The organism is Tsukamurella sputi, assembly GCF_007858445.1.
Classification (GTDB): domain Bacteria; phylum Actinomycetota; class Actinomycetes; order Mycobacteriales; family Mycobacteriaceae; genus Tsukamurella; species Tsukamurella sputi.
Genome location: NZ_VIGV01000011.1, coordinates 20,302 through 44,467 on the forward strand (window position 1 = coordinate 20,302; position 24,166 = coordinate 44,467).

Consider the following 24,166-nt stretch of genomic DNA (forward strand, 5'->3'; position numbering starts at 1 on the left):
CCTTGCAGGGCGATCAGCGCAGGGTCTCGACCGCCACGGAGTCCGCGAACCGGTAGGGCTGTGCGGCGATCAGGCCGGACAACACGCGCCGCAGGCGGGAGATCTCGGCGCGCACGGTCACCACGCGGGCCGCGTCGCCGAACAACGATTCCGCGATCTGCGCCGCGGTGCGCCCGCGCCCGTCGGACAGGAGCGCGAGGATCTGGGCGTGCCGGGGCGTGAGCTGGTGCCGCCACTCTCCCGCAGCGCCCGTGACCGTGACGGACGGCGTGCGCCCGGCCCGCAGGTCCAGCACGACCCGCGTGCCCGCGCCCCGCGCCGCGTCGGCGACCGGACGCAGCAGCCATCCGCCCGGCAGCGGCTCGACGGAGCACTGCCCGAGCTCGGGCAGCCAGAGGTGTGCGGAATCCACCGCCGTCGGCAGCGTCACCCGCGTGCAGGGGGCGAGCTGCCCCACCGCGGCGACCCAGCCGTGTGCATCCACGACGAGACCCGGCCCACCGAGCCCGGCGAGCAGGGGCGCGGCGACGGTGCGCAACTGATCGAGACCCGCGAGATGCGCCTCCCGCAGCGACGCCTCGGCGAGGCCGGCGACCGCCGCCACCAGCGCAAGCGTCGTGGGATGCACCGTGGACGCCGGTCCGCTCACGTCCACGACGCCGAGCACCCGGCCCGTGCGGCGGTCCCTGATCGGCGCCGCGGAGCAGGTCCAGGGATGTTGATTGCGGGCGAAGTGCTCCGCGGAGAAGGTCTGCACCGGGGCGCGCGAGGCCAGCGCGGTGCCGATGGCGTTGGTCCCCACATCGTTCTCCGACCAGGCGGCGCCCTCGACGAAGCCGAGCCGATCGGCCTCCCGCAGCACTCGCGGCGAGCCGCTCCGCCACAGCAGCCGCCCCTCGGCGTCGGAGACGACCATGATGCTGGAACCGGCGTCGGTGATGGGGGCAAGGCCGCCGGTGAAGTCGTCGATCAGTCCGCCGAGGCCGGATTCGCGCCGCAGCCGGGCCAGGTCGGCGGAGTGGATCGCCGGGCCGGCCCCGGAATCAGGCCGCAGACCTGCGGCGATCACGCGCTCCCAGGAATCGCCGATCACCTCGCGTGGACGCGCCGGCGGACGCTCCCCGGCCATCGTCGCGTCGTAGACCTCGGCCAGCAGGCGCGCGTAGGTCCGGGGATCCTCTCCGTGCGCGACCGCGGGCTCCACTGCGTGTGCCACTCCTCGATTCTGCATCGTCGCTCGTCGCAGCAAGGGCGTTCCGGCGGAACCATGCAACGGGGCGCAACCCTTGTCGCATGCGTCACACCCGGCGTGTGATTCACACCACAGCACCACACAGAACCTGAAGGAGTACGACATGACCGCGATCGCGGAATCGGAGCAGACCGTCGCCGCCGGCCCCCAGGAGCGCGTGGACGCCTGGCTCGCCGAATTCGAGGCGGCGCTCGCCGCGGGGGACGTCAGCGCGGCGGCGAATCTGTTCGAGCCCGGCGGCTTCTGGCGCGATCTGGTGTCCTTCACCTGGAACCTGCACACCAGCGAGGGCCGCGACCAGATCACCGCGATGCTCACCGAACGACTCGGTGACACCGCGCCGAGCGGCTTCGTCACCACCGACCCGGCATCGGGCGACGAGGTGGCCGAGGCCTTCATCGGCTTCGAGACCGGTGTGGGCCGAGGCAAGGGCCATGTGCGGATCCGCCAGGGTGAGGACGGAGTCGACCGCGCGTGGACGCTGCTCACCACACTCCGCGAGCTCAAGGGCCACGAGGAGTCCTTCGGGGCCCGGCGCCCGATGGGAGCGGTGCACGGCGCGCACAATGCGGCCCCCACGTGGGCCGAGCGTCGCGAGCAGGAGGAGGCCGAGCTCGGCTACTCCGTCCAACCCGACACCCTCGTCATCGGCGGCGGCCAGGGCGGCATCGCGCTCGGCGCGCGACTGCGCCAACTCGGCGTGCCGGCGCTCGTCGTCGACAAGTACGACCGCCCCGGCGACCAGTGGCGCGGCCGCTACAAGTCCCTGTGCCTGCACGACCCCGTCTGGTACGACCACCTGCCGTACCTGCCCTTCCCCGCCAACTGGCCCGTCTTCGCCCCCAAGGACAAAATCGGCGACTGGCTCGAGATGTACACCCGCGTCATGGAGGTGCCCTACTGGTCGCGCACCGAAGCGCTGTCCGCTTCCTACGACGAGGCGAAGGGCGAGTGGACCGTCGAGGTGAACAAGGACGGCGAGAAGCTGACCCTGCACCCCAAGCAGCTCGTGCTGGCGACGGGCATGTCCGGTAAGCCCAACATCCCCGACTTCCCCGGGATGGACGTCTTCGCCGGAGAGCAGCACCACTCGAGCAAGCACCCCGGCCCGGACGCCTATGCGGGCAAGAAGGTCGTGATCATCGGCGCGAACAACTCGGCGCTCGACATCAGCAAGGCGCTCGTCGAGGCGGGCGCGGAGGTGACGATGGTGCAGCGCAGTTCGACGCACATCATCAAGTCCGAGTCGCTCATGGAGCACGGCCTGGGCGACCTGTACAGCGAGCGGGCCGTCGAGAGCGGCGTGACCACCGACAAGGCCGACATGATCTTCGCCTCGCTGCCGTACAAGATCATGAACGAGTTCCAGAAGCCGATCTACGACAAGGTCCGCGAGATCGACGCCGACTTCTATCGTGGCCTCGAGGAGGCCGGCTACGAACTGGACTTCGGCGACGACGACTCGGGCCTGTTCATGAAGTACCTCCGACGGGGTTCGGGCTACTACATCGACGTCGGTGCCGCCGGCCTCATCATCGACGGCTCGATCAAGCTGGCCAAGGGCCAGGTGGACCGCCTGACCGAGAACAGCGTCGTGCTGAAGGACGGCACCGAGCTGCCCGCCGACCTGGTGGTCTACGCGACCGGCTACGGCTCGATGAACGGCTGGGCCGCCGACCTCATGGGCCAGGAGACCGCCGACAAGTTGGGCAAGTGCTGGGGCCTCGGCTCCGACACCACCAAGGATCCCGGCCCCTGGGAGGGCGAGCAGCGCAACATGTGGAAGCCCACGCAGGTGCCCGGCCTCTGGATGATGGGCGGCAACCTGCACCAGTCGCGGCACTACTCGCTGTACCTGGCGCTGCAGCTCAAGGCCCGCTACGAGGGCATCGACACCCCCGTCTACAAGCTGGCCGAGGTGCACCACACCAGCTAGCCGGCACAAAGACTCCGGCCCCGTCGACCAGAACACTGGTCGACGGGGCCGGCTCCATATCCAGGGCGTCTCAGCGCAGGACTGCGCCCACGGCCTCCGACGCCTTCGCCACCGCGGCGTCGCGAGCGGCGGAGGCCTCGTCCTCGGTGAGAGTGCGGTCGCCCGCGCGGAAGCGCAACGAGAAGGCCAGGGACTTGCGCCCCTCGCCCACCTGCGTGCCGGTGAAGACGTCGAACAGCGCGATCGCCTCGAGAAGCTCGCCGGCACCGTCGGCGAGCGCGGCCTGGACGGTCTCCGCGGGCACCGCCGCGTCGACGACGACGGCCACGTCCTGCAGCACCGCCGGGAACGGCGAGACCACGGGCGCGGGCAGGTTCTCGACGAGCGGGACCGCGTCGAGGTCGATCTCGACGGCGCAGGTGCGGGCGGGGAGCCCGGCGCGCTCGAGCACCGCGGGGTGCAGCTCGCCGGCGTGCCCGACGACGGTCTCGCCCACCAAGACCTCGGCGCACCGGCCGGGGTGGAAGGGCGCGTACTGCGCGGCGCGCAGGGTGAGCTCGACGTTGCTCGCCCGGCCGATCTCGCGGACGGCCTCGAAGGCGTCCGTGGCGTCCGCGGGCCGCGCCGGGCCCCACGGTCCGGCGGTGCCGCGGGCGCCGGTGAAGACGAGCGCGACGTGCTCGGGCTGCTGCGGCAGCGAGGCGTTCAGCTCCGCGATCTGCTCGGCGGTGGGACGACGGTCGACGGGGATCGGGTCGACCGCGACCGTCTGCTCCGTCGGGAGCACGACCTGGGCGATCGTGTACAGCGCGAGGTCGCGCTGGCCGCGGGAGACGTTGCGCGCCAGGATCTCCAACAGCCCGGGGAGCAGCGTGGTCGCGAGCGACGGACGATCCGACTCCAGCGGGTTGAGCACCTTCGTGGTGGTGCGACGCGGGTCGTCGGCCTCCAGGCCCCAGGTGTCGAAGACATCGGCGGGCAGGAACGGGCTGGTCAGCACCTCGACGTGGCCGGTGTGCGCGAGCGAGCGGCTCACGACACGGCGGCGCTTCTGGCGTGCACTCAGGCCGCGTCCCCCGGGGGCGGCGGGCAGCACCGGCGGGATCTGCTCCAGTCCCTCCAGCCGCAGCACCTCCTCGACCAGGTCGGCGACCATGGTCAGGTCAGGGCGCCAGGTCGGCGGGGTCACCGTCAGGCTGCTCTCGCCCTCGACGGCACAGCCGATCTGGGTGAGGCGACGCACCGTCGTGCCCGGCGCGTAGGTGATGCCCGCGACGCGGTCGGGCCGGTCGGCGGCGATCGTCACCTGCGGGCGCTCGTCGTAGCCGCCCAGGTCGGTGATGTCCCCGACGACGGTGCCGCCGGCGATCTCGGTGAGCAGGCGGGCCGCCTCGCGGACCGTCCACACGGAGATCGCCGGGTCGACGGTGCGCTCGTACCGCTTCGCGGCGTCCGAGCTGAGCTTGTGCCGCTTGCCGGTGCGGAAGACCTTGACCGGGTTCCAGATCGCGCCCTCGAGGATCACGTTGACGGTCCCGTCGCCGACCTCGGTGGTCGCGCCGCCCATGACACCCGCGAGCGAGACCGGGCCGGTCCCGTCGACGATGACCGCGTCCTCGGGATCGAGCTTCCGCGTGACGTGGTCGATCGTCTCCAACGTCTCGCCGGCGCGCGCGGCACGCACCGTCAGCCCGCCCTGCACCGTGTCGGCGTCGAAGGCGTGCAGCGGCTGGCCGCTGAGCAGCATGAGGTAGTTGGTCACGTCGACCGCGGGGCTGATCGGGCGGACGCCGGAGGTGAGCAGGCGGCGCTGCATCCACCACGGCGTCACCGCGTTCGGGTCGATGCCCTCGACGCGCAGCGCCGTGAAGCGGGTGCAGCCGGACTCGGGCTCGACGGTGACGTCCACGCCGCCCGTGCCGCTGCCGGCCTTCGCCGACGGCGTGGTGATGTCGGTGAACGGTAGGTCGTAGCCGCAGGCGAGCTCGCGGGCGAGGCCGCGGACGGAGAAGGCGTAGCCGCGGTCGGGCGTCACGTTGAGCTCGATGACGGTGTCGTCCATACCCAGGACCGGCTTGGCGTCGTCACCCGGCTGCGCCGTGCCCTCGGGCAGCACGAGGATGCCGGAGTGGTCGTTGCCCAGACCGAGCTCGGAGACCGAGCAGATCATGCCGTCGGAGATGTGGTCGTAGGTCTTGCGGGTGGCGATCTCGAAGCCACCGGGCAGGACGGCGCCCGGGAGCGCCGCCACGATGAGGTCGCCCTCGGCGAAGTTCCGCGCACCGCAGACGATGCCGCGCGGCTCTCCCTCGCCGACGTCGACCTGGCAGTAGCGGATGGGCTTGCGGAAGTTCGTGAGCTCCTCGATGTGTGCGACGCGGCCGATCTTCAGCGGGCCCGTCACGGTGTCGAGCGAGTCGAGCTCCTCGACCTCGAAACCGACACGCACGAACCCTGCGTCCAGCTCGTCGGCCGTGACGCCCCACTCGGGGGTGTCGCGGCGGAGGATCTCGGTGAGCCATGACTGTGCAACGCGCACGGTGGAAGTCCTTCTCCTGGGTGAGTCTGGTGTGCTGGGCGCGTCGGGCGCTAGCCGCGGACGCCGAAGGGCAGGGTGAAGCGGACGTCGCCCTCGACGATGTCACGCATGTCGGACAGGCCGGTCCGGAACTGCAGGGTGCGCTCGAGGCCCATGCCGAAGGCGAAACCCGAGTACTCCTCGGGGTCGATCCCGCAGGCGCGCAGCACGTTCGGGTTGACCATGCCGCAGCCGCCCCACTCGATCCAGCCGGCGCCACCCTTCTTGTTCGGGAACCACACGTCGACCTCGGCCGACGGTTCTGTGAACGGGAAGTAGTTCGGCCGCATCCGGGTGGTGGTCTCGGGGCCGAACATCGCCTTGGCGAAGGCCTCCAGGGTTCCGCGCAGGTGCGCCATCGTCAGGCCCTTGTCGACTGCGAGGCCTTCGACCTGGCTGAACACGGGCGTGTGTGTGGCGTCGAGCTCGTCGGTGCGGAAGGTGCGGCCCGGGCAGGCCACGTAGATCGGCACGTCGCGCGTGAGCATCGAGCGCACCTGCACCGGGGAGGTGTGGGTGCGCAGCACCTGCCGCGAACCCTCGGGCGCAACGTAGAAGGTGTCCTGCATGGAGCGCGCCGGGTGGTCCGGGAGGAAGTTGAGCGCGTCGAAGTTGAAGTGCTCGGTCTCGACCTCGGGGCCCTCGGCGATCTCCCAGCCGATACCCACGAAGAAGTCGGCGACCTCGTCGGCGATGATGCTGACGGGGTGCCGCGCACCCTGCGGCGCGCGTGCCGACGGCAGCGTCACGTCGATCGACTCCTCGATGAGGACCGCCGCGTCGCGCTCGGCCTCGAGCACGGCCTTGCGCTGCTCGTAGGCCTCGCGGGCCCGGCCCTGCGCGATGTTGACCCGCTTGCCCGCATCCTTGCGCTCCTCCTTGGGGATGGAGCCGAGCGCACGCTTGCTGAGCGCGAGCGGCGACTTCTCCCCCAGGTGCGCGAGGCGAGCGGTGTTCAGAGCCTCCAGGTCGGTCGCGGCGCCGAACGCCTGCGCGGCCTCCGCGGCGAACGCGTCGAGCGCGGCTTCGCTGAGGTCGTCGACGGGGGCGATCTGGTCTTCCGACACTGCTCTGGGCTCCTCGGTGCGGGTAGGAACGGTACCCGACCAGAGTAGTCGACGGCGTTCCGCGGACGGAATCGCATTACCGCTGGTACGCCCCGGGGCGTCGTCAGGCACCGCGTTCGGCGAGCCACGCCCTGACCACGGTCTTCGGGGCGCAGGCGCACCACGCGTCCTCGATCACCTCGGCCAGTTCGGCGCGGGTGATCTCGGCGAGCCGGGAGGCTCGGATCAGGACCGCGTTGTAGCCGTCGAAGTGCGACGTGGTGAAGAAGGGCCCGTCCGCCTGGACCAGCGCGAGCTTGTCGGATTCGTCGGGTGTGCGCATGAGGATGACATCGTCGAGCCGGACACCGTCGGCGTCGACCGCGTCGGGCCGGGGCGAGCGGTGACCGCAGAACACCTTCTTGCTCACCTGCCATGCGGGCCGACCACCCCACCCGGCGATCTGGACGACCCGCGGCAGCGCGAGCGCGACCTCCGCCACGTCCTCGACCCGCGCCGCCCTCGTCATGCGCCCGACGGTACGCCGGGTCAGCGACAGTTGGCGACGTACGGCATCGAGCCGTACGGACCCCAGATCTTCGACTCCGCGTTGGCACGGGCGGCCGCGCGGTTCGGGCCGGTGCCGTGCACGGTGCCCGCGAACGACGAGAACTGGTTGCCGAACTGCTGCGCGTACACGTCGCAGGTCACCGTGACCGGAGTGCCGGGCGCCGCCTGGGCCGTGGCCGGTGCACCGACCGCGGCCAGTCCGATGATTCCCGCGACGACGATGCGCTTCATCTCGATCTCCTCCACATTATTCGACACCTCTTATTTATCACATCACACGGTCGGCGGTCGTCGCGCGCCCGGAGCACCCATGCGGTGTGATGAGCCGATGACTGACGTGGACCGCCTGCTGGCCGTGATCGCCGACGAGATCGTGCCACTCACCCGCGCCGCCGTCGCGGCTGGGAACAAGCTGTTCGGTGCGGCGATCCTGCTCAAGAGTGATGTGAGCACGGTGATCGCGGCGACCAACGACGAGACGTCCAACCCGCTCTGGCACGGCGAGATCCACGCGATCAAGAAGTTCTACGAGCTCGACGACCGCCCGGCGCCCGCGGACTGCATCTTTCTCGCCACCCACGAACCATGCTCGCTCTGCCTGTCGGGCATCGCCTGGTCCGGTTTCGACAACTTCTCCTACCTGTTCAGCCACAGCGACTCCGAGCGGTCCTTCGCGATCCCGCACGACATCCGGATCCTGACCGAGGTCTACGCGGTGCCCGACCCGGACCGCCCGGCGCCGGCACCCGGACGTGACCTGTACAACCGCACCAACGCGTTCTTCCGCGCGACGGACCTCATGCCGCTCGCACAGGCGGAGTGCCCCGACCGGCTGGAACGCCTTCTCGCGGTCTACGACGACCTGTCCCGGACCTACCAGGCGAGCAAGAACGCGGACGGGAGCGCTGCGGGCAACATCGCGCTCGCATGATGCAACACCGTCGTCACATCGAGGCAATCGATCGACGGATCGGCGTGCCTACCGTCGGGCCATGGCGATCACGACGACGGACGGCGGCACGCCGCACACGCGACCCGAGGACGAGTACCTCGGCGTCGGGAAGACTCTCGGATACGGGATCCAGCACATCCTCGCGATGTTCGGCGGTGTCATCGCCGTTCCACTGATCGTGGGCGGCGCGGCCGGACTGGACAGCGCACAGAAGGCGCTCCTCGTCGCGAGCGGGCTGTTCGTCAGCGGCCTGGCGACGATGCTGCAGACGCTCGCCGTGCCGTTCTTCGGCAGCCGGCTCCCCCTGGTGCAGGGAACCAGCTTCGCGACCGTGTCGACGATCCTCACGATCCTCGCCGGCGACCCCGAGCACGGACTCCGGGTCGTCTTCGGGTCACTCCTGGTCGCCGCGGCGATCGGTCTGGCCATCACCCCGTTCTTCGCGCGCGTGATCCGATTCTTCCCACCTGTCGTCACCGGATCGATCATCACGGTGATCGGCCTGTCGCTCATGCCGGTCGCGGCGGGGTGGATCACGGGGCAGCCGACGGTCATGGTCGACGGGCGGAAGGTCGCCAACCCGGACTTCGCCGCGCTTCCGAACATCGCCCTCGCGATGTTCACGTTCCTCGCCGTCGTCCTGCTCAGCAAGATGCGCGCGTTCTCCAGGCTGTCGGTGTTGCTGGGGCTGGTGGTCGGCACCGTCGCCGCGCTGATCGTCGGCCGCGCCGACGTCGGCGCCGTGGGATCCGCGTCGGTCTTCTCCCTCCCCCACCCGTTCGCCTTCGGCGGGCCGATGTTCGAGATCGGCGCGATCGTCTCACTCACCGTCGTGATCGTGGTGACGATGGTCGAGACCACCGCGGACATCCTGGCGGTCGGCGAGGTCGTGGGCACGAAGGTCGACTCGCGGCGGGTGGCGGACGGACTGCGGGCCGACATGGCGTCCTCGCTGCTCGCGCCGGTGTTCAACTCGTTTCCCGCAACCGCGTTCGCGCAGAACGTCGGGCTGGTCGCCCTGACCGGGATCAAGAGCCGGTTCGCCGTAGCGGCGGGCGGCGCGGTCCTCCTGCTCCTCGGGCTGTCGCCGATGGCGGCTGCCGCCTTCAGCGTGATCCCCGGGCCGGTGCTCGGGGGCGCCGGAATCGTGCTGTTCGGCACCGTCGCGGCCAGCGGGATCCGCACCCTCGCGAAGGTCGACTACCAGGGCAACAACAATCTGCTCATCGTCGCGGCGTCGATCGCCTTCGGGCTGATCCCCGTCGTCTCCACGGATTTCTGGCACGCGTTCCCCGCCTGGTTCGTGGTGATCTTCCATTCGGGCATCAGCGCGGCGGCGATCGTGGCGGTACTCCTGAACCTTCTCTTCAACGTCCTCCTGCCGGGTGCCCCCGCGCAGCCGTCGATCGTGGCCGCCGGGCCGGCGATCGGAGTCCCCGACCAGGACGAACGCTCCGGTCAGGTGCACGACGGAGCCGGCGCGGCACCGTCGGCCAGCGGAGACCCGGGCACACGCACATCGGCCTGAGCGACGGCACCGATCATGCGATCGGTGTGCTCCGGTGAAGCCCCGGCCCCTCAGCCCCGGCCTGCGACCCGCGGACTGTGGGGCCGGCGCTCGCGGCGCCGTCGAGCGCATCGGTCTGGGGCCGGTCGGCTCCGCGTTCGACGATGACAGTCGCCGGCCTGCACGCGGCCCGCGCGCCGAGGAGCGCGAGCACGAACACCGCGAGCGCCTGCCACCCCAACGACGAGCCGAGGCCCTCCTTGGCCATCAGCAGCGCCGCCACCCCGGCGATGCAGACGAGACCGCCCACCAGCGCTCCTCGGCCACCCGCTGCCGTCACGCGCGCGTCCCACCACGGCAACGGACGGTGCTCGAGTGGCGAGAGCAGGACGAACAGCGCGAACATGACGACCGCGAAGACCGCGGCCCGCAGTGCCATCAGGCCCCAGAAGCCGGCTTGCGCAGGGTCGGCCGCGTCGATGCCGACGGCGTGCAGGCCGAAGGCCGCGACGGCGATGGCGGGGATGTGCCAGAGGTAGAGCGTCATCGCGCCGCCGTTACCCACCGCCACCGGGTACCAGACCCGCGGGCGCCGGGCCCACCGTCCGATCGCGGGTGCCGCGGCCACGAACAGCAGGCTCACCCACACGCTGTGCAGGCCGAGGAGGAAGGTGGGCGGCGTCGTGTTCGAGAAGGTCTCGGTGCCCGTCACGACGAGGGGCACGTCGTACGGTCCGACGGCGACCGCCGCCACCGCCCCGGCGAAGGCGAGCGCCGCCACGACGAGCGCGACCCGAACCGGGATCATCCGCCGCGCGTAGGCGACGCCGATGACCACCGGGATCAGCCACACGATCAGGAAGTTCGGGAAGCCCCACTCGATCGCGCCGGCGGCGAGGCGGGCACCGTCGAACCCCGCGGACGCGACGAGGAGCGCCACGACGATCCCGGCGAGCGCGATCGCCCCGCACCGCATGAGTGCCGGAACGAACGCCAGGACCACCAGGTACACGCCGATGAACCACAGGAGCGCGACGGATTCGCCGCCGAGGCGCACGGCGCTCGACTCCCCCAACAGAACCCTGGTCGCGCCGAGTGCGAGCGACCAGAACGCCAGGTACCAGAACACGGGGCGGGCCAGCCGCTGCGCTCGTTCGAGGAGCCACCCACCCCACGGCGTGCCCGGCTTCAAGCCGTACGCGGACGACGCGGCGCCGGCGAGGAAGAAGAGCGGCATCACCTGCAGTACCCAGGTGATGGGCTGCAGCGAGCGCTGCGCGCCGAGGGTGTTGCCCACCCACACGCCCGACGGGGTGACGGTCGCCAGGAGGAGTACGCAGTGCCCGAACATGACGACGAGCAGGCTGAGGATACGGGCCACGTCGATCGCGCGGTCGCGCGTGTCCGGGGTGCCGTCGAGAACGGTGGTGCGGTCGGGCAGGAACCTCATGGTCACCATGCTTCCGGCGCGGGCGCCGTCAGGGATGAGTAGTCCTACCCGATCCGGGTGAGGACCTATCCGCGATTCTGCACCCGGGAGCTGGCGTAGAGGCAGATCGACGCGGCGGTGGCGAGGTTCAAGGACTCTGCACGGCCGCGGATGGGGATGGCGACCCGGTGGTCGGCGAGGGCCTGCAGCTCGCGCGGCAGGCCGTGCGCCTCATTGCCGAACAGCCAGGCCGTCGATCCGACGAGCAGCTCATCGGCGTCGTCGAGGCAGACCTCGCCGTCGGCGGCGGTGGCCAGCACCATCAGGCCCGAATCCTTGAGTTCCGCGATCGCCGCAACAGGGTCGCGGTGCTGCACGACGGGCAGATGGAAGACCGAGCCGGCCGAGGCGCGCACCACCTTGCCGTTCATCGGGTCGACGGCGTCGCCGGCGAGGAGTACCGCGTCGGCGCCGACGGCGTCGGCCACACGGATCACGGCGCCCGCGTTACCGGGCTCGGCGACGTCGACGGGGACGGCGACCAGCCGCGCACCGTCGGGCACTCGGGCCTCGGGAAGGGCCCGGCACACGGCCACGATGCCGGGCGGAGTGACGGTGTCCGACAGGCCCCGCATCGCGCGCTCGGTCACGTAGGCCTCGCGCCCGGTGAGGAGCGAGGTGTACCGCTCGGCCCCCTCCTCGGTGACGAAGAGTTCCTCGACGAGGCCGGCTTCGAGCGCGGAGGTCACGGCGTTGGAGCCCTCGGCGAGGAACAGCCCGGCCTTGCGGCGCCCGGCCGCGCGGAGGAGCTTGGATGCAGCAACGACCCGCGGAGTCCGCTCCGTGAAGAGCTGGTCCGCGGGTCGTTGCGAGTGCTGATTCAACCTGGTGGGGCCGAATTACGCGACGGGCGCGTTCACGTCGGCGGGAAGCGCCTTGCGGGCGATCTCGACGAGCGCGGTGAAGGCGGCCGGATCCGAGACGGCGATCTCGGCGAGGTTCTTGCGGTCCACCTCGACGCCGGCCAGGTTCAGGCCCTGGATCAGGCGGTTGTAGGTGAGGTCGTTGGCCCGCGCGGCGGCGTTGATACGCGTGATCCACAGCTTGCGGAAGTCACCCTTGCGCGCACGGCGGTCGCGGTACGCGTAGGTGAGCGAGTGGAGCTGCTGCTCCTTGGCCTTGCGGTAGAGGCGCGACCGCTGACCGCGGTAGCCCTTCGAGGCCTCGAGGATGGAACGACGCTTCTTCTGAGCGTTCACTGCGCGCTTGACGCGTGCCATAGGTCTTCGTCCTTACGTGATGAAAAAGTTCTAGCGGGTACCGGGAACGGCTTACTTGCCGAGCAGCTTCTTGACGCGACGCACGTCGGCGGGGGCCACCTCGGCCACACCGTCGAGGCGACGGGTCACGCGCGAGCTCTTGTGCTCGAGCAGGTGGCGACGGCCGGCCTTCTGGCGCAGGACCTTGCCGCTCCCCGAGAGCTTGAAGCGCTTCGAGGTACCGCTGTGGGACTTGTTCTTCGGCATGTGTTCGTCTCTCTGTCTCGTTCTACTGCCGGGCGCGACGTGCGTCGCTACTCGGCCGGAGCCTCGGGCGCGGCGGGCCGCGCCACCGGGGCTTCCTTGTCCTGCTGCGCCTTGGCGCGGGTCTTCGCGCCCTTGTGCGGGGCGAGGACCATGGTCATGTTGCGGCCGTCCTGCTTCGCCGACGTCTCGACGAAGCCGTACTCGGCGACATCGGCGCCCAGGCGCTGGAGCAGACGGAAACCCAGTTCCGGACGCGACTGCTCGCGGCCGCGGAACATGATCGTGACCTTGACCTTGGAGCCCTGCTCCAGGAACCGGACGACGTGACCCTTCTTGGTCTCGTAGTCGTGGTCGTCGATCTTCGGGCGGAGCTTCTGCTCCTTGATCACGGTCAGCTGCTGGTTCTTCCGCGACTCGCGCAGCTTCTGCGCGGCCTCGTACTTGAACTTGCCGTAATCCATGATCTTGCACACGGGCGGGCGGGCGTTCGGCGCCACCTCGACCAGGTCGAGATCCGCCTCGTACGCCAGCTTGAGCGCATCCTCAACTCGCACGATCCCGACCTGCTCGCCGCCGGGGCCGACGAGTCGGACCTCGGGAACGCGGATCTGACCGTTGGTGCGTGTCTCAGTGCTGATGGGGCCTCCTTGAATAGGTGCTCGTGTCTCGTTGCGAGCGGTCTTCACTCGTAGACCGCCGCGCAGCCGACGAGGCCCACCAAGTCCCACACAGCGAAAAGGCCCCGACCAGGCGATTGCCTGACGGGGCCCACACCGACCGATTCGGGCCCCCGACGGCGTACGCCGACGATCGACCCCTCCTTGAACAAGGAGACCGCCGCGGGAATTCCTGCACGGATTCCGCGGCGGCGACCGGACCAGCCGACCTTGGGTCGACGTGGTGGGAGTGGACTCCACTTGCTGCCCCGGACAAAGCCGGAGCGGTCGCACATGACAGTGTAGCAGTCGTGAGTGAGAATCCGAATTCGTCCCCCGAGCCCGACACCCTGGAGCGCCTGGTCGCGGACTCGCCGTCGATCGAGGTCATCTCGAGCGCATGGATGCTGCTGATGAGCGCCGCGGCGGAGAAACTCGGCTTGACGGCAGCGGAGGGCGACGAAGCAGCCGGCTTCGATCCGCGCGAGAGCCCGCACTTCGACCTCGACGAGGCGCGTCGCCTCATCACCGCACTCGCCGGCCTGACCACGGCCTCCGTCGAGTACCTCGGCCCGCACGCCGGGCCGTACCGGGACGGTCTCAAGTCCCTCCAACTGGCCTTCCGCGAATACAGCAGTTACCCCGATGAACCGGGCCACGGTCCGGGCGAGAAATACACCGGACCGGTGTACAGCTAACCCTCAGGGTTATCCCCCAAAAGCACCCTGACCTGTGTAAATAGGTCTAGTGTTCCAGGTCACACCGGGCGTACCGTCCAGGCATGACACGGATGAGAACGCTTGCGGCCGGCGTACTGGTCGCTGCAGGAGTATTGGCCCCACTCGGGGGCGTCACCGCCGCGACAGCGACGGCCGCCCCGACCCCCGCGGTCTCGCACCCCGGGCACGGGTGGTGCGAACCCGGACGCTGGGTCGGCGGCTACTGGACGCCGGGGCGTTGGCACAACGGCTGGTGGTCCCCCGGCTACTGGCGCCCGGGTTGGCTGGACCAGTGGGGTTGGCACCCCGGCTACTGGGTCCAGCCGCGGTGGAACCCGGGATGGTACGAGCAGGGCAGGTGGGTCCCGGGCCACTGGGAGCCGGGCCGCTGCTACCCGCACCGCTGATGCGAGCCGGCGCGGGTCCGCGATCCGCCGACAGCCGATCGCGGACCCGCGTAGCGTGCCGGCCATGACGCAGGACGAACGGCTCCAGTCGGTGTACCCCAACCTGCGCTACGCGGACCCACGTACGGCGAGCGCCTTCCTCGTAGCGGCCTTCGGTTTCGCTCCGCACTTCGAAGTGGAAGCCGCGGACGGCGCCGTCGAGCACGCGCAGCTACGGGTGGGCACCGATCTGATCTTCATGAGCCGCGACCGCCCGGACGACCGGTACGGCATGCACGCCCCCGGCGCCCTCGGCGGCACCGCACAGGCGTTGTGCGTCCGCATCCCGGACGAGGAACTCGACGCGCACGCCGAGCGGGCCCGCGCCGCGGGGGCGACCATCCTCAACCCGATCCACGACTCCTTGGCCGGCGTGCGTGAGTACGCCTGCTCCGATCCCGAGGGACACGTCTGGACGTTCAGCAGCTACGCCGGCGAATAGCGCCGGCCCCGACGACAACGGGCCCTCAGTCGCATCCCCGCGACTGAGGGCCCGTTCGACGTGCCGCTGCGACTCAGGCGCCGGCGGCCGCGACCTGCACCGTGAGCGCCTTGATGCGGTCAGGACGGAAGCCCGACCAGTGGTCGGCGCCGTCGACGACAACGACGGGCGCCTGCAGGTAACCGAGGGCGAGGACGTACTCCCGCGCCTCCTCGTCGAGGCTGATGTCGACCGAGGTGTACTCGACACCCGCCTTGTCGAGCGCACGGTAGGTCGCCGTGCACTGCACGCACGCGGGCTTGGTGTAGACGGTCACGTTACTCATGCCGTCAACACTACATCTTGTGTTACATCCCTGCAATTTGCACAAGATCAAGGGTTTGGTGCACAGTTCCTCCACAGCTCGATCCCCATCCGACCGGGTCCCGGAGCAGGTGAGAACGCGAATCGGGCCACGTCTGTGGAGGAAACGCCGAAGCAGCGGATGTGTACCGATCCATCGCGTCCACGAGCCGACGCGGGAGCCACTCGGTCACCGTCCCGCTGCATAGCCCTGCGCTCCCCTCGGGTTCGCGGCCGCGCAGAGCAGTCCGGTCCCGGGCTCGCGCCCCGCCATCGACAGCCGCCCCAGTGCCCAGTCCCCCGCTCGCGTGACGCGGTGGCCCCGTGCCTCGAGACCGGCGATCACGTCGTCGCCGAGGCGGTCCTCGACGACGACGCCTCCCGGCGTCCAGGTGCGCGGCCAGAAAGAGCTCGGCACGGCGGTGGTATGGAAGGCGGGGGCGTCGATCGCCTGTTGCGGGCTGTATCCACCGACGATCGTCCGTAGCAGGTAGAGCAGCTGCCATTGATCCTGCTGATCGCCTCCGGGCGAGCCCAGTGCGGTGACGGGAACCCCGTCGACGAGCACGAGCGTGGGGGTCAACGTGGTCCGGGGGCGCCGCCCGGGCGTCAGTGTCGCCGGTCCGCCCGGTTCCAGCCAGGTCATCTGCAGGCGGGTGCCCAGGCAGAAACCGAGTTCCGGGATCAGCGGGGAGGACTGCAGCCAGCCGCCCGACGGCGTGATGGACACCATGTTCCCGTGACGGTCCGCCACGTCGAGGTGGCACGTGTCGCCGCGGACCTCGCCGGTCACGCGCACCGTCGGCTCGCCGGCGCCGCCTCCTGCGGGGGTGTCGTAGTCCGCGCGCAGCGGCGGAAGGAAGGCGGTCCGTCCGGCGACGATGCCCGGCCGGAACTCGAGCGATGCATCGGGCGCGATCAGGGCCCGACGCTGGGCCGCGTACTCCGGGGAGAGCAATTGCTCGAGTGGTGCCTCGGTCGCGTCGCCGTAGTAGGCCTCGCGATCGGCGAAGGCCAGCTTCTGCGCCTCGATGATGCGGTGCGCCCCGTCGGCGGTGGACGGATCGAGTTCGTGGTCCTGGTAGCCCTCGAGGATCCGCAGCGTCTGCAACAGCACAGGGCCCTGTCCCCAGGGGCCGGTCTTGGCGATGGTGCGGCCGCGGAAGACGATGGTGACCGGCTCCTCCTCGCCCGCCCGGAACCCGGCGAAGTCGGCCCTGGTGATGACGCCCGCGTGGTCGGTCCCCGTCGAGTGCCGGTGCGGCGCCACGACGAAGTCCGCCGCGGCCGCGGCGACGAAGCCCGTCGACCACGCCGTACGCGCGGCCTCGATCCGTGCGACGCGCGCCTCCTCTCCGTCGCCCGCCACCGTCGCGCCCGCGTCGATCAATCGCTCCAGGGTGCGGGCGTAGGCGGGGTTGTGGAGCACCTCGCCGTCGGCCGGCACACGTCCGTCGGGCAGCCAGACCTTCGCCGATGTCGGCCAGTGCCGCTCGAACAGCTCGCGGACCGCCGCGATCGCGTCACCGACGCGGCCCACCATGGGGCAGCCGTCACGGGCGTAGCCGATGGCGAACTCCAGCACCTCGGACAGCTCCCAGGTGCCGTGTTCGGCCAGCAGGTGCAGCCACGCGTCGACAGCCCCGGGGACCGCTGCCGCCAGAGCGCCCGCACCGGGCACCATTTCCAGCCCCTCCGCGAGGAAGTGCTCGCGGGAGGCGCCGGCGGGGGCGGGCCCCTGCCCCATGAGCACGCGCGGCGCGCCGGTGCGGACGTCGAAGAAGACCCCCGTGAGGTCTCCGCCCGGCCCGTTGAGGTGTGGCTCGGCCACGTGGAGCACGAAGCCGGCGGCGACCGCGGCGTCGAAGGCGTTGCCGCCCCGCTCCAGCACCGCCTGCGCGGCGGCGGTGGCGAGCCAGTGGGTCGACGCGCTCATCCCGAAGGACCCCCGCAGCGTGGGACGGGTGGTGAGGGCCTCGGGTGTGGTGAAGTCCATCGTTACCTCCGTTCGGCACCGACCTGCGGTGCCATCAGGGCCGCTGTCAGGCGCCGAGGACCTCCGCGAGGAACTTCCCCGTGTACGACTCGGGGACCGCGGCGACGTCCTCGGGCGTGCCCTGGGCCACGACGGTGCCGCCCCCGCTGCCGCCCTCGGGCCCCATGTCGACGATCCAGTCGGCGGTCTTGATCACGTCCAGGTTGTGCTCGATGACGATCACCGAGTTCCCCTTGTCGACCAGCCCGTCGATCACCTGGAGCAGCTTGGCGATGTCCTCGAAGTGCAGGCCCGTGGTGGGCTCGTCGAGGATGTAGATCGTGCGCCCGTTGGACCGTTTCTGCAGCTCGGCGGCGAGCTTGACGCGCTGCGCCTCGCCGCCGGACAGCGTGGTGGCGGGCTGCCCCAGCCGGACGTAGCCGAGGCCGACCTCGACCAGCGTCTTGAGGTAACGGTGGATCGAGGTGACGGCCTCGAAGAAGTCGGCGGCCTCCTCGATCGGCATGTCGAGCACCTCGGCGATGTTCTTGCCCTTGTAGTGCACCTCCAGCGTCTCGCGGTTGTACCGCGCGCCATGGCACACCTCGCACGGAACGTAGACGTCCGGCAGGAAGTTCATCTCGATCTTGATGGTGCCGTCACCCGAGCAGGCCTCGCACCGGCCGCCCTTGACGTTGAACGAGAACCGTCCGGGCTGGTAGCCGCGCACCTTGGCCTCGGTGGTCGCGGCGAAAAGCGTGCGGATCTTGTCGAAGACGCCGGTGTACGTGGCCGGGTTCGACCGCGGCGTGCGGCCGATCGGCGACTGGTCGACCTGCACCAGCTTGTCCAGATCGTCGAGACCCGTGACGCGGCTGTGCCGCCCCGGTACTTGCCGCGCGCCGTTGAGCTTGTTCGCCAGCACCGTCGAGAGGATGTCGTTGACCAGAGTCGACTTGCCCGAACCCGATACACCGGTGACGGCCGTCAGCACGCCCAACGGGAAGGCCACGTCGATGTTCTGCAGGTTGTGCTCGCGCGCGCCGACCACCTTGAGCTGGCGTTTCTTGTCGATCGGCCGCCGCACGGCGGGCACGGGCAGTGCGCGCCGCCCCGAAAGGTAGGCGCCGGTCAGCGAGTCCTTGTTCTTGAGCAGCGCCTTGTACGTGCCGCTGTGCACCACGTTGCCGCCGTGCTCACCCGCGTAGGGGCCGATGTCGACCACCCAGTCGGCCATGCGGATCGTGTCCTCGTCGTGCTCGACCACGATGAGTGTGTTGCCCAGGTCGCGCAGGCGGACGAGGGTGTCGATGAGGCGGCGGTTGTCGCGCTGATGCAGGCCGATCGACGGCTCGTCGAGCACGTACAGCACGCCCGCGAGGCCCGACCCGATCTGCGTGGCGAGCCGGATGCGCTGCGCCTCACCGCCGGACAGCGAGCCCGCCGCGCGCGAGAGCGACAGGTACTCCAGGCCCACGTCCAGCAGGAAGGCTATGCGGGCCTGCACCTCCTTGAGCACGCGACCGGCGATCGCCGCCTCGCGCGCGCCGAGCTTGAGATCGGACAGGTAGTCCGAGCACTCCCCTACGGACATCGCCGAGACGTCCGCGATCGACTTCTCCCCGAAGCGCGGATGATCGAGCGTGACCGCGAGGATCTCGGGACGCAGGCGGGCGCCCGAACAGGCCGGACACGGCACGTCGCGCATGTAGCCCTCGTACCGCTCCTTCATCTGCTCCGACTCGGTGGATTCCAAGCGGCGGTGCAGGAAGGGCATGACGCCCTCGAACTCCGCGTAGTACGAGCGGGTGCGGCCGTACCGGTTGCGGTACTTGACGTGCACCTGGTGCTCGGAGCCCTCGATGACGGCCTTGCGGGCCTTCGCCGACAGGTCCTTCCACGGGGTGTCCAGGTCGAAGCCCATCGCGTCGGCGAGGCCGGAGAGCAGGCGCAGGAAGTACTCGGCACTCTGCCCCGACGACCAGGGGGCGATGGCGCCGTCGGCCAGGGAGAGCAGCGGATCGGGCACGACGAGCTCCGGGTCGACCTCCTTGCGGACGCCGAGTCCGTCGCACTCCGGGCACGCGCCGTACGGCGAGTTGAAGGAGAAGGAACGGGGCTCCAGATCGTCGACGGCGATGGGGTGGCCGTTGGGGCAGGCCATCTTCTCGGAGAACCGCCGTTCCCGCTCGGGATCGTTCTCCTCGCGGTCCACGAAATCGAGCACGACGATGCCGTCGGCCAGCCGGAGCGCGGTCTCGATCGAGTCGGTGAGCCGCTGCTTCGCGGAGGTCTTCACCGCGAGCCGGTCCACCACGACCTCGATGTCGTGCTTCTCCTGCTTCTTGAGCTTGGGCGGCTCACTGAGCGGGTGCACCACCCCGTCGATCCGGGCGCGCGAGTAGCCCTGCGTCTGCAGTTGGTTGAACAGGTCCACGAACTCACCCTTGCGAGTGCGGACGACGGGCGCGAGCACCTGGAACCGGGTTCCCTGCTCCATCTCGAGCACCTGATCGACGATCTGCTGCGGCGTCTGCCGTGCGATCACCGAACCGCACTCGGGGCAGTGCGGCGTGCCCGCGCGGGCGTACAGCAGGCGCAGGTAGTCGTAGACCTCCGTGATGGTGCCGACGGTGGACCGCGGGTTGCGGTTAGTCGACTTCTGGTCGATCGACACCGCGGGCGAGAGACCTTCGATGAAGTCCACGTCGGGCTTGTCCATCTGCCCGAGGAACTGCCGCGCGTACGCCGACAGCGATTCGACGTAGCGGCGCTGCCCCTCCGCGAAGATCGTGTCGAACGCGAGGCTGGACTTGCCGGACCCGGACAGGCCGGTGAACACGATCAGGCTGTCGCGCGGGAGATCCACATCGACACCCCGCAGGTTGTGTTCGCGCGCTCCGCGCACGATCAGGCGATCAGCCACCGTCTCATCCTCTTCCGTCTTCGACCCTCGCGGCCCACAGATGGGCCCGCAACAATGCTAGAGAAGGCCACCGACAAGTTTTTCCCCGCGCGGTAGCGTGAGGCCCGTGACCACCACGATCAGCCAGATCTCCGTCGGCCCCATGGACAACAACGTGTACCTGGTCGGTGATTCCGCCGGACACACCCTGCTCATCGACGCCGCCAACGATGCGGAGGAGGTGCTCGCCGCCGCGCGGGAGATCGGCGGCGTCGAACTGATCCTCACCACCCATCGCCATCCCGACCACTGGCAGGCATTGGCCGAGGTCAAGGCCGGGCTGGGCGTCCCGTCGGCTGCGGGCGTGAACGACGCCGAGGGCATCCCGGTACCCACCGACCGCCCCCTCTCCGACGGCGAGGTGCTCACGATCGGCGACCTCGTCTTCGACGTCATCGAGCTGGTCGGGCACACGCCCGGATCGATCGCGCTCGCCCTGCGACCCGAGTTCGACGGTGCGCCGGTCCACCTGTTCACCGGCGACTGTCTCTTCCCCGGCGGGGTGGGCAAGACCTGGGAGCCCGGCGACTTCGACCGCCTGTACGGCGACGTGACCACCAAGCTGTTCGACCGGTTCGACGACGACACCGTCGTACACCCCGGCCACGGCAAGGGCACCACCCTCGGTGCCGAGCGCCCGCACCTCGCGGAGTGGCGCGAGCGCGGCTGGTGAACAGCGCAGTGTGACAAGAGGTCACATCGTTTGTTCCAAGACCGAACCGTCGGGCAAGGTCGTCGGCATGACTGAATCAGTGGTTGTCGTCACGGGTGCCGGACGCGGGATCGGCGGGTGCATCGCACGATCGCTCGCGAAGGACGGCGCTCGCGTCGTGCTTGCGGGGCGCACTGCGTCGTCCCTCGAGTCGGTACGGACAGCGATCGAGGCCGACGGCGGCACCGCCCTCGTGCACCCCACCGATGTCACCGACGAGGCCTCGGTCGCCAGCCTCTTCGCGGCCGCCGACGAGACCTTCGGGCGAGTCGACGTCCTGGTCAACAACGCCGGGGTCGGCGCGCACACGGAACTGCAGGATCTGACCGCATCCGACTGGGAGCAGGTGTTCGCCACGAACGTCCGCGGCATGTTCTTGTGCAGCCGCGAGGCCGGGCGACGGTTCCACGAGGCCGGTGCCGGCCGCGCGATCAACATCGCCTCGGTGTTCGGCTTGGTCGGCCGGTCCGGCTTCGCGGCGTACTCCGCCTCGAAGGGCGCCGTCATCAGCTTCACGCGTTCCGTGGCGGTCGAATGGGCGCGTGTCGGGGCGCAGATGAACACTGTCGCACCGGGACTCATCGCGACCGACATCAACGCCGAGCTGCGTGCCGATACCGCCCTGTACAAGCACGTCCTGCGGGGCATCCCGGCCGGCCGGATGGGGACGGTGGAGGAGATCGCCGGGGTGGTTACTTACCTGTCGCTGTACGCCCCCGACTTCCTCACCGGCCAGACCATCGCCGTCGACGGCGGGGAGTCGAGCGTGTAGGTCAGCGCCGCCGCCCGCGGCGGTCCGTCCGCTTCACGGGCCCAGTGCCGGCGCCCCGATAGGCTCGACCACGTCCACCCACGGGAGGAGAGCCGTGAACGGCCCCCGAGTACTGATCGCCGGCGCGAGCATCGCGGGTCCCGCGCTTGCGCACTGGCTCGCGCGCTACGGCGCGGAGGTCACCGTCGTGGAGCGCGCTCCCGCCCTCCGCCCGGGCGGCCAGGCGGTCGATGCACGCGGGGTCGCCCGGGAGGTGATCCGTCGCATGGGTCTCGACGAGCAGGTCCGGGCCGCGCGCACCGAGACGGCGGGCGCCCGCATGGTCGACGAGGACGGCACGGTCCTCGAGACCTTCAGCGCCGAGGACGACGGCGGCGATGGCTTCATCGCCGACATCGAGATCCTGCGCGGTGACTTCTCCCGGGTCCTCCACGACGCGACGGCCGACCGGGTCGAGTACGTCTTCGGCGATCGGATCACCGCGCTGACGCAGGACGCCGACGGCGTCGACGTGAGCTTCGAGCACGGCGAGGAGCGTCGGTTCGAACTGGTCGTGGGCGCCGACGGCCTGCGCTCGTCGCTCCGCGCCCTCGCCTTCGGCCCGCACGAGCGGTACCTGCACCACCTCGGGCAGACGATGGCCTTCTACACCGCGCCCAACGAGTTCGGGCTCGACCGCTGGCTCATCGACTGCACCACGCCGGGCCGCACCGCGGGACTGCGCCCCATCCGCGACGCGACGCTCGGCATGGCTCTGTTCTCGTTCGCCTCGCCTGAGCCCGATCGCGACGCGGGTAGACGCGATGTCGTGGCGCAGAAACGTCTGCTGCGCGAGCGGATGCAGGGTATGGGCTGGCTGACGCCCCGCATTCTCGAGCACCTCGACGCCGCCGACGACTTCTACCTCGACGAGGTCGCCCAGGTGGTGATGGACACCTGGTCCACGGGCCGCGTGGTGCTGTTGGGCGACGCCGCGTTCTGCTCGTCTCCGATGTCGGGACAGGGCACCAGCCTCGCGCTGGTGGGGGCGTACGTCCTCGCCGGCGAGCTCGCGGCCGCGAGATGGAACCCCGGACCCGCGTTCGCGGAGTACGAGCGGCTCCTGCGCCCGATGGTGGACGCGAACCAACAGGTGGCTCGATGGAACGCCGCGAGCCGCGTGGTCCCCGCTCCCGGCGAGGAGCCGCCGACTTCCCCCGCGGAGTGGGACATGGCGGTCATCGAGCGCGCGATCAACGGCATCGACCTGCCCGACTACTCCGCAGCGAACTCACATGGATGACGACGACATCCCCGGCGAGGCGGTCAGTGCCCGCGAGCGCCTGCGCTCCGGCAACGTCGAGACTCCCCCGCCGGACATGCGGCGGACACGGCGCAAGGCCACCGTCCTGTTCCTTCTCGCGTTCGTCGGTGCACCGGTGATCGGCGTGACCTTCCTCGATAGCGACCCCGTGACGAAGACCGTCGTCGGTCTCCTCCTGGCGGCGTACGTGGTGATCATGGGCTACCTGATGGTGCGGACGATCATCCGGCGCTAGCCGACCACGCGGCCGCGCTATCCGACGGTCTTGTCCTTCTTGCCGCCCTTGCCGGTGACCCACGAGAGCAGTTCACCGACCGCACCGTCGAGCGGGGACCTCCCGCGTTTCACCGAATCCTTGCCCGTCAGCCAGGCCAGCGCACCGCCAAGGGCGGAGTCGGTCGCCGAGGGGCGTTCGTCACGTGCTGTCATGATCATCCTCCGCTTGAGTGTTTGATGATCAAACACTAACCTGGAGACATGCTCCCTGTCGAGAACGAACGTGCCGAGCGCGAACGGTCGATCGGTCGCACCATGGCCGACTTGCAGGCCGCCATCGACACGGACGACCAGGCACTGGCCGATCACCTCGGCATCGGCCGTACGGATCTGCGCTGCCTGGACATCGTCTTCCGGCAGGGCCCGCAGCCCGTGCGGCACCTGGCCCGGCTGATGCGCCTCACCCCCGGATCGGTCACCACGATGACCGACCGGCTCGTCACCGCCGGATACGTCCACCGCATCAGCGATCCCGATCACGGGCGGAGGGTCCTCGTCACCCCGACGCCGCGCTGCGTCGAGATCATCACCGAGCTCTTCAGCGATCGGGTTGCGGAGGCGCATACCGCGCTGCGTCGGTTCGACGATGCGCAGCTCGCCGCGATCGAGGAGTTCCTCCGGCTCAGCGTCGCCCGGCACGTCGCCTCGGCCGCGGAGCTGCAGGGCAGAGCACGACCCGACCGCGGGTGAGGGCGCTCACCCCACGGGCCGCGCGGATCGTGGACAATGGACGGTCTGATTCATCGCAGCCGTCCACGAGGA

General features: G+C 70.1%; 25 protein-coding genes. 11 read left to right on the forward strand and 14 right to left on the reverse strand.

The features are described from left to right. Positions 1 to 13: 13 nt before the first annotated feature. Entirely contained in the window at positions 14 to 1,216 is a 1,203-nt protein-coding gene (locus FK268_RS20580) for a helix-turn-helix domain-containing protein (RefSeq protein ID WP_231707189.1), read from the reverse strand. A gap of 139 nt (positions 1,217 to 1,355) precedes the next feature. Here FK268_RS20580 and FK268_RS20585 point away from each other — a divergent pair, with 139 nt between their 5' ends. Beyond that, positions 1,356 to 3,188: a flavin-containing monooxygenase gene (locus FK268_RS20585; RefSeq protein ID WP_146437333.1), complete on the forward strand. Its 1,833-nt coding sequence runs from the start codon at positions 1,356 to 1,358 to the stop codon at positions 3,186 to 3,188. A 70-nt stretch (positions 3,189 to 3,258) separates the two neighbouring features. On the opposite strand, the gene pheT is transcribed toward FK268_RS20585, so the two are convergent. The 4 genes from pheT to FK268_RS20605 form a co-directional block, all read right to left on the reverse strand. After that, positions 3,259 to 5,727 carry a phenylalanine--tRNA ligase subunit beta gene (gene pheT, locus FK268_RS20590; RefSeq protein ID WP_146437334.1) on the reverse strand — a complete coding sequence of 823 codons (2,469 nt, stop codon included), beginning with the start codon at positions 5,725 to 5,727 and terminating at the stop codon, positions 3,259 to 3,261. Positions 5,728 to 5,777: 50 nt separating this feature from the next. Beyond that, complete coding sequence (pheS, locus tag FK268_RS20595) at positions 5,778 to 6,833, reverse strand: phenylalanine--tRNA ligase subunit alpha (protein WP_146437335.1); 1,056 nt, start codon at positions 6,831 to 6,833, stop codon at positions 5,778 to 5,780. Between the two features lie 103 nt (positions 6,834 to 6,936). Beyond that, on the reverse strand, positions 6,937 to 7,341 hold the full coding sequence (locus FK268_RS20600) for an MmcQ/YjbR family DNA-binding protein (protein WP_146437336.1): 405 nt from the start codon (positions 7,339 to 7,341) through the stop codon (positions 6,937 to 6,939). 20 nt (positions 7,342 to 7,361) lie between these two features. Continuing rightward, positions 7,362 to 7,613, reverse strand: a complete 252-nt coding sequence (locus FK268_RS20605) for a hypothetical protein (protein ID WP_146437337.1) — start codon at positions 7,611 to 7,613, stop codon at positions 7,362 to 7,364. A gap of 97 nt (positions 7,614 to 7,710) precedes the next feature. Here FK268_RS20605 and FK268_RS20610 point away from each other — a divergent pair, with 97 nt between their 5' ends. Together FK268_RS20610 and FK268_RS20615 are read left to right on the forward strand one after the other, a co-directional pair. Beyond that, positions 7,711 to 8,313 carry a nucleoside deaminase gene (locus FK268_RS20610; protein WP_205124507.1) on the forward strand — a complete coding sequence of 201 codons (603 nt, stop codon included), beginning with the start codon at positions 7,711 to 7,713 and terminating at the stop codon, positions 8,311 to 8,313. Between the two features lie 61 nt (positions 8,314 to 8,374). Next, positions 8,375 to 9,862, forward strand: coding sequence for a nucleobase:cation symporter-2 family protein (locus tag FK268_RS20615; protein WP_146437339.1), 1,488 nt, complete (start codon positions 8,375 to 8,377; stop codon positions 9,860 to 9,862). 13 nt (positions 9,863 to 9,875) lie between these two features. On the opposite strand, the gene FK268_RS20620 is transcribed toward FK268_RS20615, so the two are convergent. The 5 genes from FK268_RS20620 to infC are packed head-to-tail and all read right to left on the reverse strand — an operon-like array spanning position 9,876 to position 13,482. Beyond that, positions 9,876 to 11,300, reverse strand: a complete 1,425-nt coding sequence (locus FK268_RS20620) for an acyltransferase family protein (protein ID WP_146437340.1) — start codon at positions 11,298 to 11,300, stop codon at positions 9,876 to 9,878. Between the two features lie 56 nt (positions 11,301 to 11,356). Next, the gene (locus FK268_RS20625; RefSeq protein WP_146437341.1) at positions 11,357 to 12,154 is read right to left on the reverse strand and encodes a TrmH family RNA methyltransferase; all 798 of its coding nucleotides are present in this window, start codon (positions 12,152 to 12,154) and stop codon (positions 11,357 to 11,359) included. Between the two features lie 15 nt (positions 12,155 to 12,169). Continuing rightward, positions 12,170 to 12,550, reverse strand: a complete 381-nt coding sequence (rplT, locus tag FK268_RS20630) for a 50S ribosomal protein L20 (protein WP_146437342.1) — start codon at positions 12,548 to 12,550, stop codon at positions 12,170 to 12,172. A gap of 51 nt (positions 12,551 to 12,601) precedes the next feature. After that, positions 12,602 to 12,796: a 50S ribosomal protein L35 gene (gene rpmI / locus FK268_RS20635; RefSeq protein ID WP_068531598.1), complete on the reverse strand. Its 195-nt coding sequence runs from the start codon at positions 12,794 to 12,796 to the stop codon at positions 12,602 to 12,604. Between the two features lie 47 nt (positions 12,797 to 12,843). Further along, positions 12,844 to 13,482 carry a translation initiation factor IF-3 gene (gene infC / locus FK268_RS20640; RefSeq protein ID WP_146437343.1) on the reverse strand — a complete coding sequence of 213 codons (639 nt, stop codon included), beginning with the start codon at positions 13,480 to 13,482 and terminating at the stop codon, positions 12,844 to 12,846. A gap of 281 nt (positions 13,483 to 13,763) precedes the next feature. Here infC and FK268_RS20645 point away from each other — a divergent pair, with 281 nt between their 5' ends. The 3 genes from FK268_RS20645 to FK268_RS20655 all read left to right on the forward strand — a co-directional run bounded on the left by FK268_RS20645 (position 13,764) and on the right by FK268_RS20655 (position 15,059). After that, positions 13,764 to 14,150, forward strand: a complete 387-nt coding sequence (locus FK268_RS20645) for a recombinase RecA (RefSeq protein WP_146437344.1) — start codon at positions 13,764 to 13,766, stop codon at positions 14,148 to 14,150. 83 nt (positions 14,151 to 14,233) lie between these two features. Then, entirely contained in the window at positions 14,234 to 14,578 is a 345-nt protein-coding gene (locus FK268_RS20650; protein ID WP_146437345.1) for a hypothetical protein, read from the forward strand. A gap of 64 nt (positions 14,579 to 14,642) precedes the next feature. After that, complete coding sequence (locus tag FK268_RS20655; protein WP_146437346.1) at positions 14,643 to 15,059, forward strand: VOC family protein; 417 nt, start codon at positions 14,643 to 14,645, stop codon at positions 15,057 to 15,059. Between the two features lie 73 nt (positions 15,060 to 15,132). Here FK268_RS20655 and nrdH read toward each other — a convergent pair whose 3' ends face one another. From nrdH to uvrA, 3 genes are all read right to left on the reverse strand, one after another. Beyond that, positions 15,133 to 15,384, reverse strand: coding sequence for a glutaredoxin-like protein NrdH (gene nrdH, locus FK268_RS20660; RefSeq protein WP_146437347.1), 252 nt, complete (start codon positions 15,382 to 15,384; stop codon positions 15,133 to 15,135). Between the two features lie 207 nt (positions 15,385 to 15,591). Next, a complete protein-coding gene (locus FK268_RS20665; protein WP_146437348.1) occupies positions 15,592 to 17,397 on the reverse strand; it encodes a gamma-glutamyltransferase family protein in 1,806 nt (601 codons plus the stop codon). A gap of 46 nt (positions 17,398 to 17,443) precedes the next feature. Beyond that, a complete protein-coding gene (gene uvrA, locus FK268_RS20670) occupies positions 17,444 to 20,302 on the reverse strand; it encodes an excinuclease ABC subunit UvrA (protein WP_146437349.1) in 2,859 nt (952 codons plus the stop codon). A 142-nt stretch (positions 20,303 to 20,444) separates the two neighbouring features. Here uvrA and FK268_RS20675 point away from each other — a divergent pair, with 142 nt between their 5' ends. From FK268_RS20675 to FK268_RS20690, 4 genes are all read left to right on the forward strand, one after another. Next, positions 20,445 to 21,014: an MBL fold metallo-hydrolase gene (locus FK268_RS20675; RefSeq protein WP_146437411.1), complete on the forward strand. Its 570-nt coding sequence runs from the start codon at positions 20,445 to 20,447 to the stop codon at positions 21,012 to 21,014. Between the two features lie 67 nt (positions 21,015 to 21,081). Further along, on the forward strand, positions 21,082 to 21,825 hold the full coding sequence (locus FK268_RS20680; protein WP_146437350.1) for an SDR family NAD(P)-dependent oxidoreductase: 744 nt from the start codon (positions 21,082 to 21,084) through the stop codon (positions 21,823 to 21,825). A 94-nt stretch (positions 21,826 to 21,919) separates the two neighbouring features. Further along, positions 21,920 to 23,107 carry an FAD-dependent monooxygenase gene (locus FK268_RS20685; RefSeq protein WP_146437351.1) on the forward strand — a complete coding sequence of 396 codons (1,188 nt, stop codon included), beginning with the start codon at positions 21,920 to 21,922 and terminating at the stop codon, positions 23,105 to 23,107. Further along, positions 23,100 to 23,363 carry a hypothetical protein gene (locus tag FK268_RS20690; protein ID WP_146437352.1) on the forward strand — a complete coding sequence of 88 codons (264 nt, stop codon included), beginning with the start codon at positions 23,100 to 23,102 and terminating at the stop codon, positions 23,361 to 23,363. The genes FK268_RS20685 and FK268_RS20690 overlap by 8 nt, the downstream gene beginning before the upstream one ends. A 17-nt stretch (positions 23,364 to 23,380) precedes the next feature. Here FK268_RS20690 and FK268_RS24315 read toward each other — a convergent pair whose 3' ends face one another. After that, entirely contained in the window at positions 23,381 to 23,557 is a 177-nt protein-coding gene (locus FK268_RS24315; RefSeq protein ID WP_158636179.1) for a hypothetical protein, read from the reverse strand. Positions 23,558 to 23,605: 48 nt separating this feature from the next. Here FK268_RS24315 and FK268_RS20695 point away from each other — a divergent pair, with 48 nt between their 5' ends. After that, a complete protein-coding gene (locus FK268_RS20695; protein WP_146437353.1) occupies positions 23,606 to 24,094 on the forward strand; it encodes a MarR family winged helix-turn-helix transcriptional regulator in 489 nt (162 codons plus the stop codon). The last annotated feature ends 72 nt before the right edge of the window (positions 24,095 to 24,166 follow it).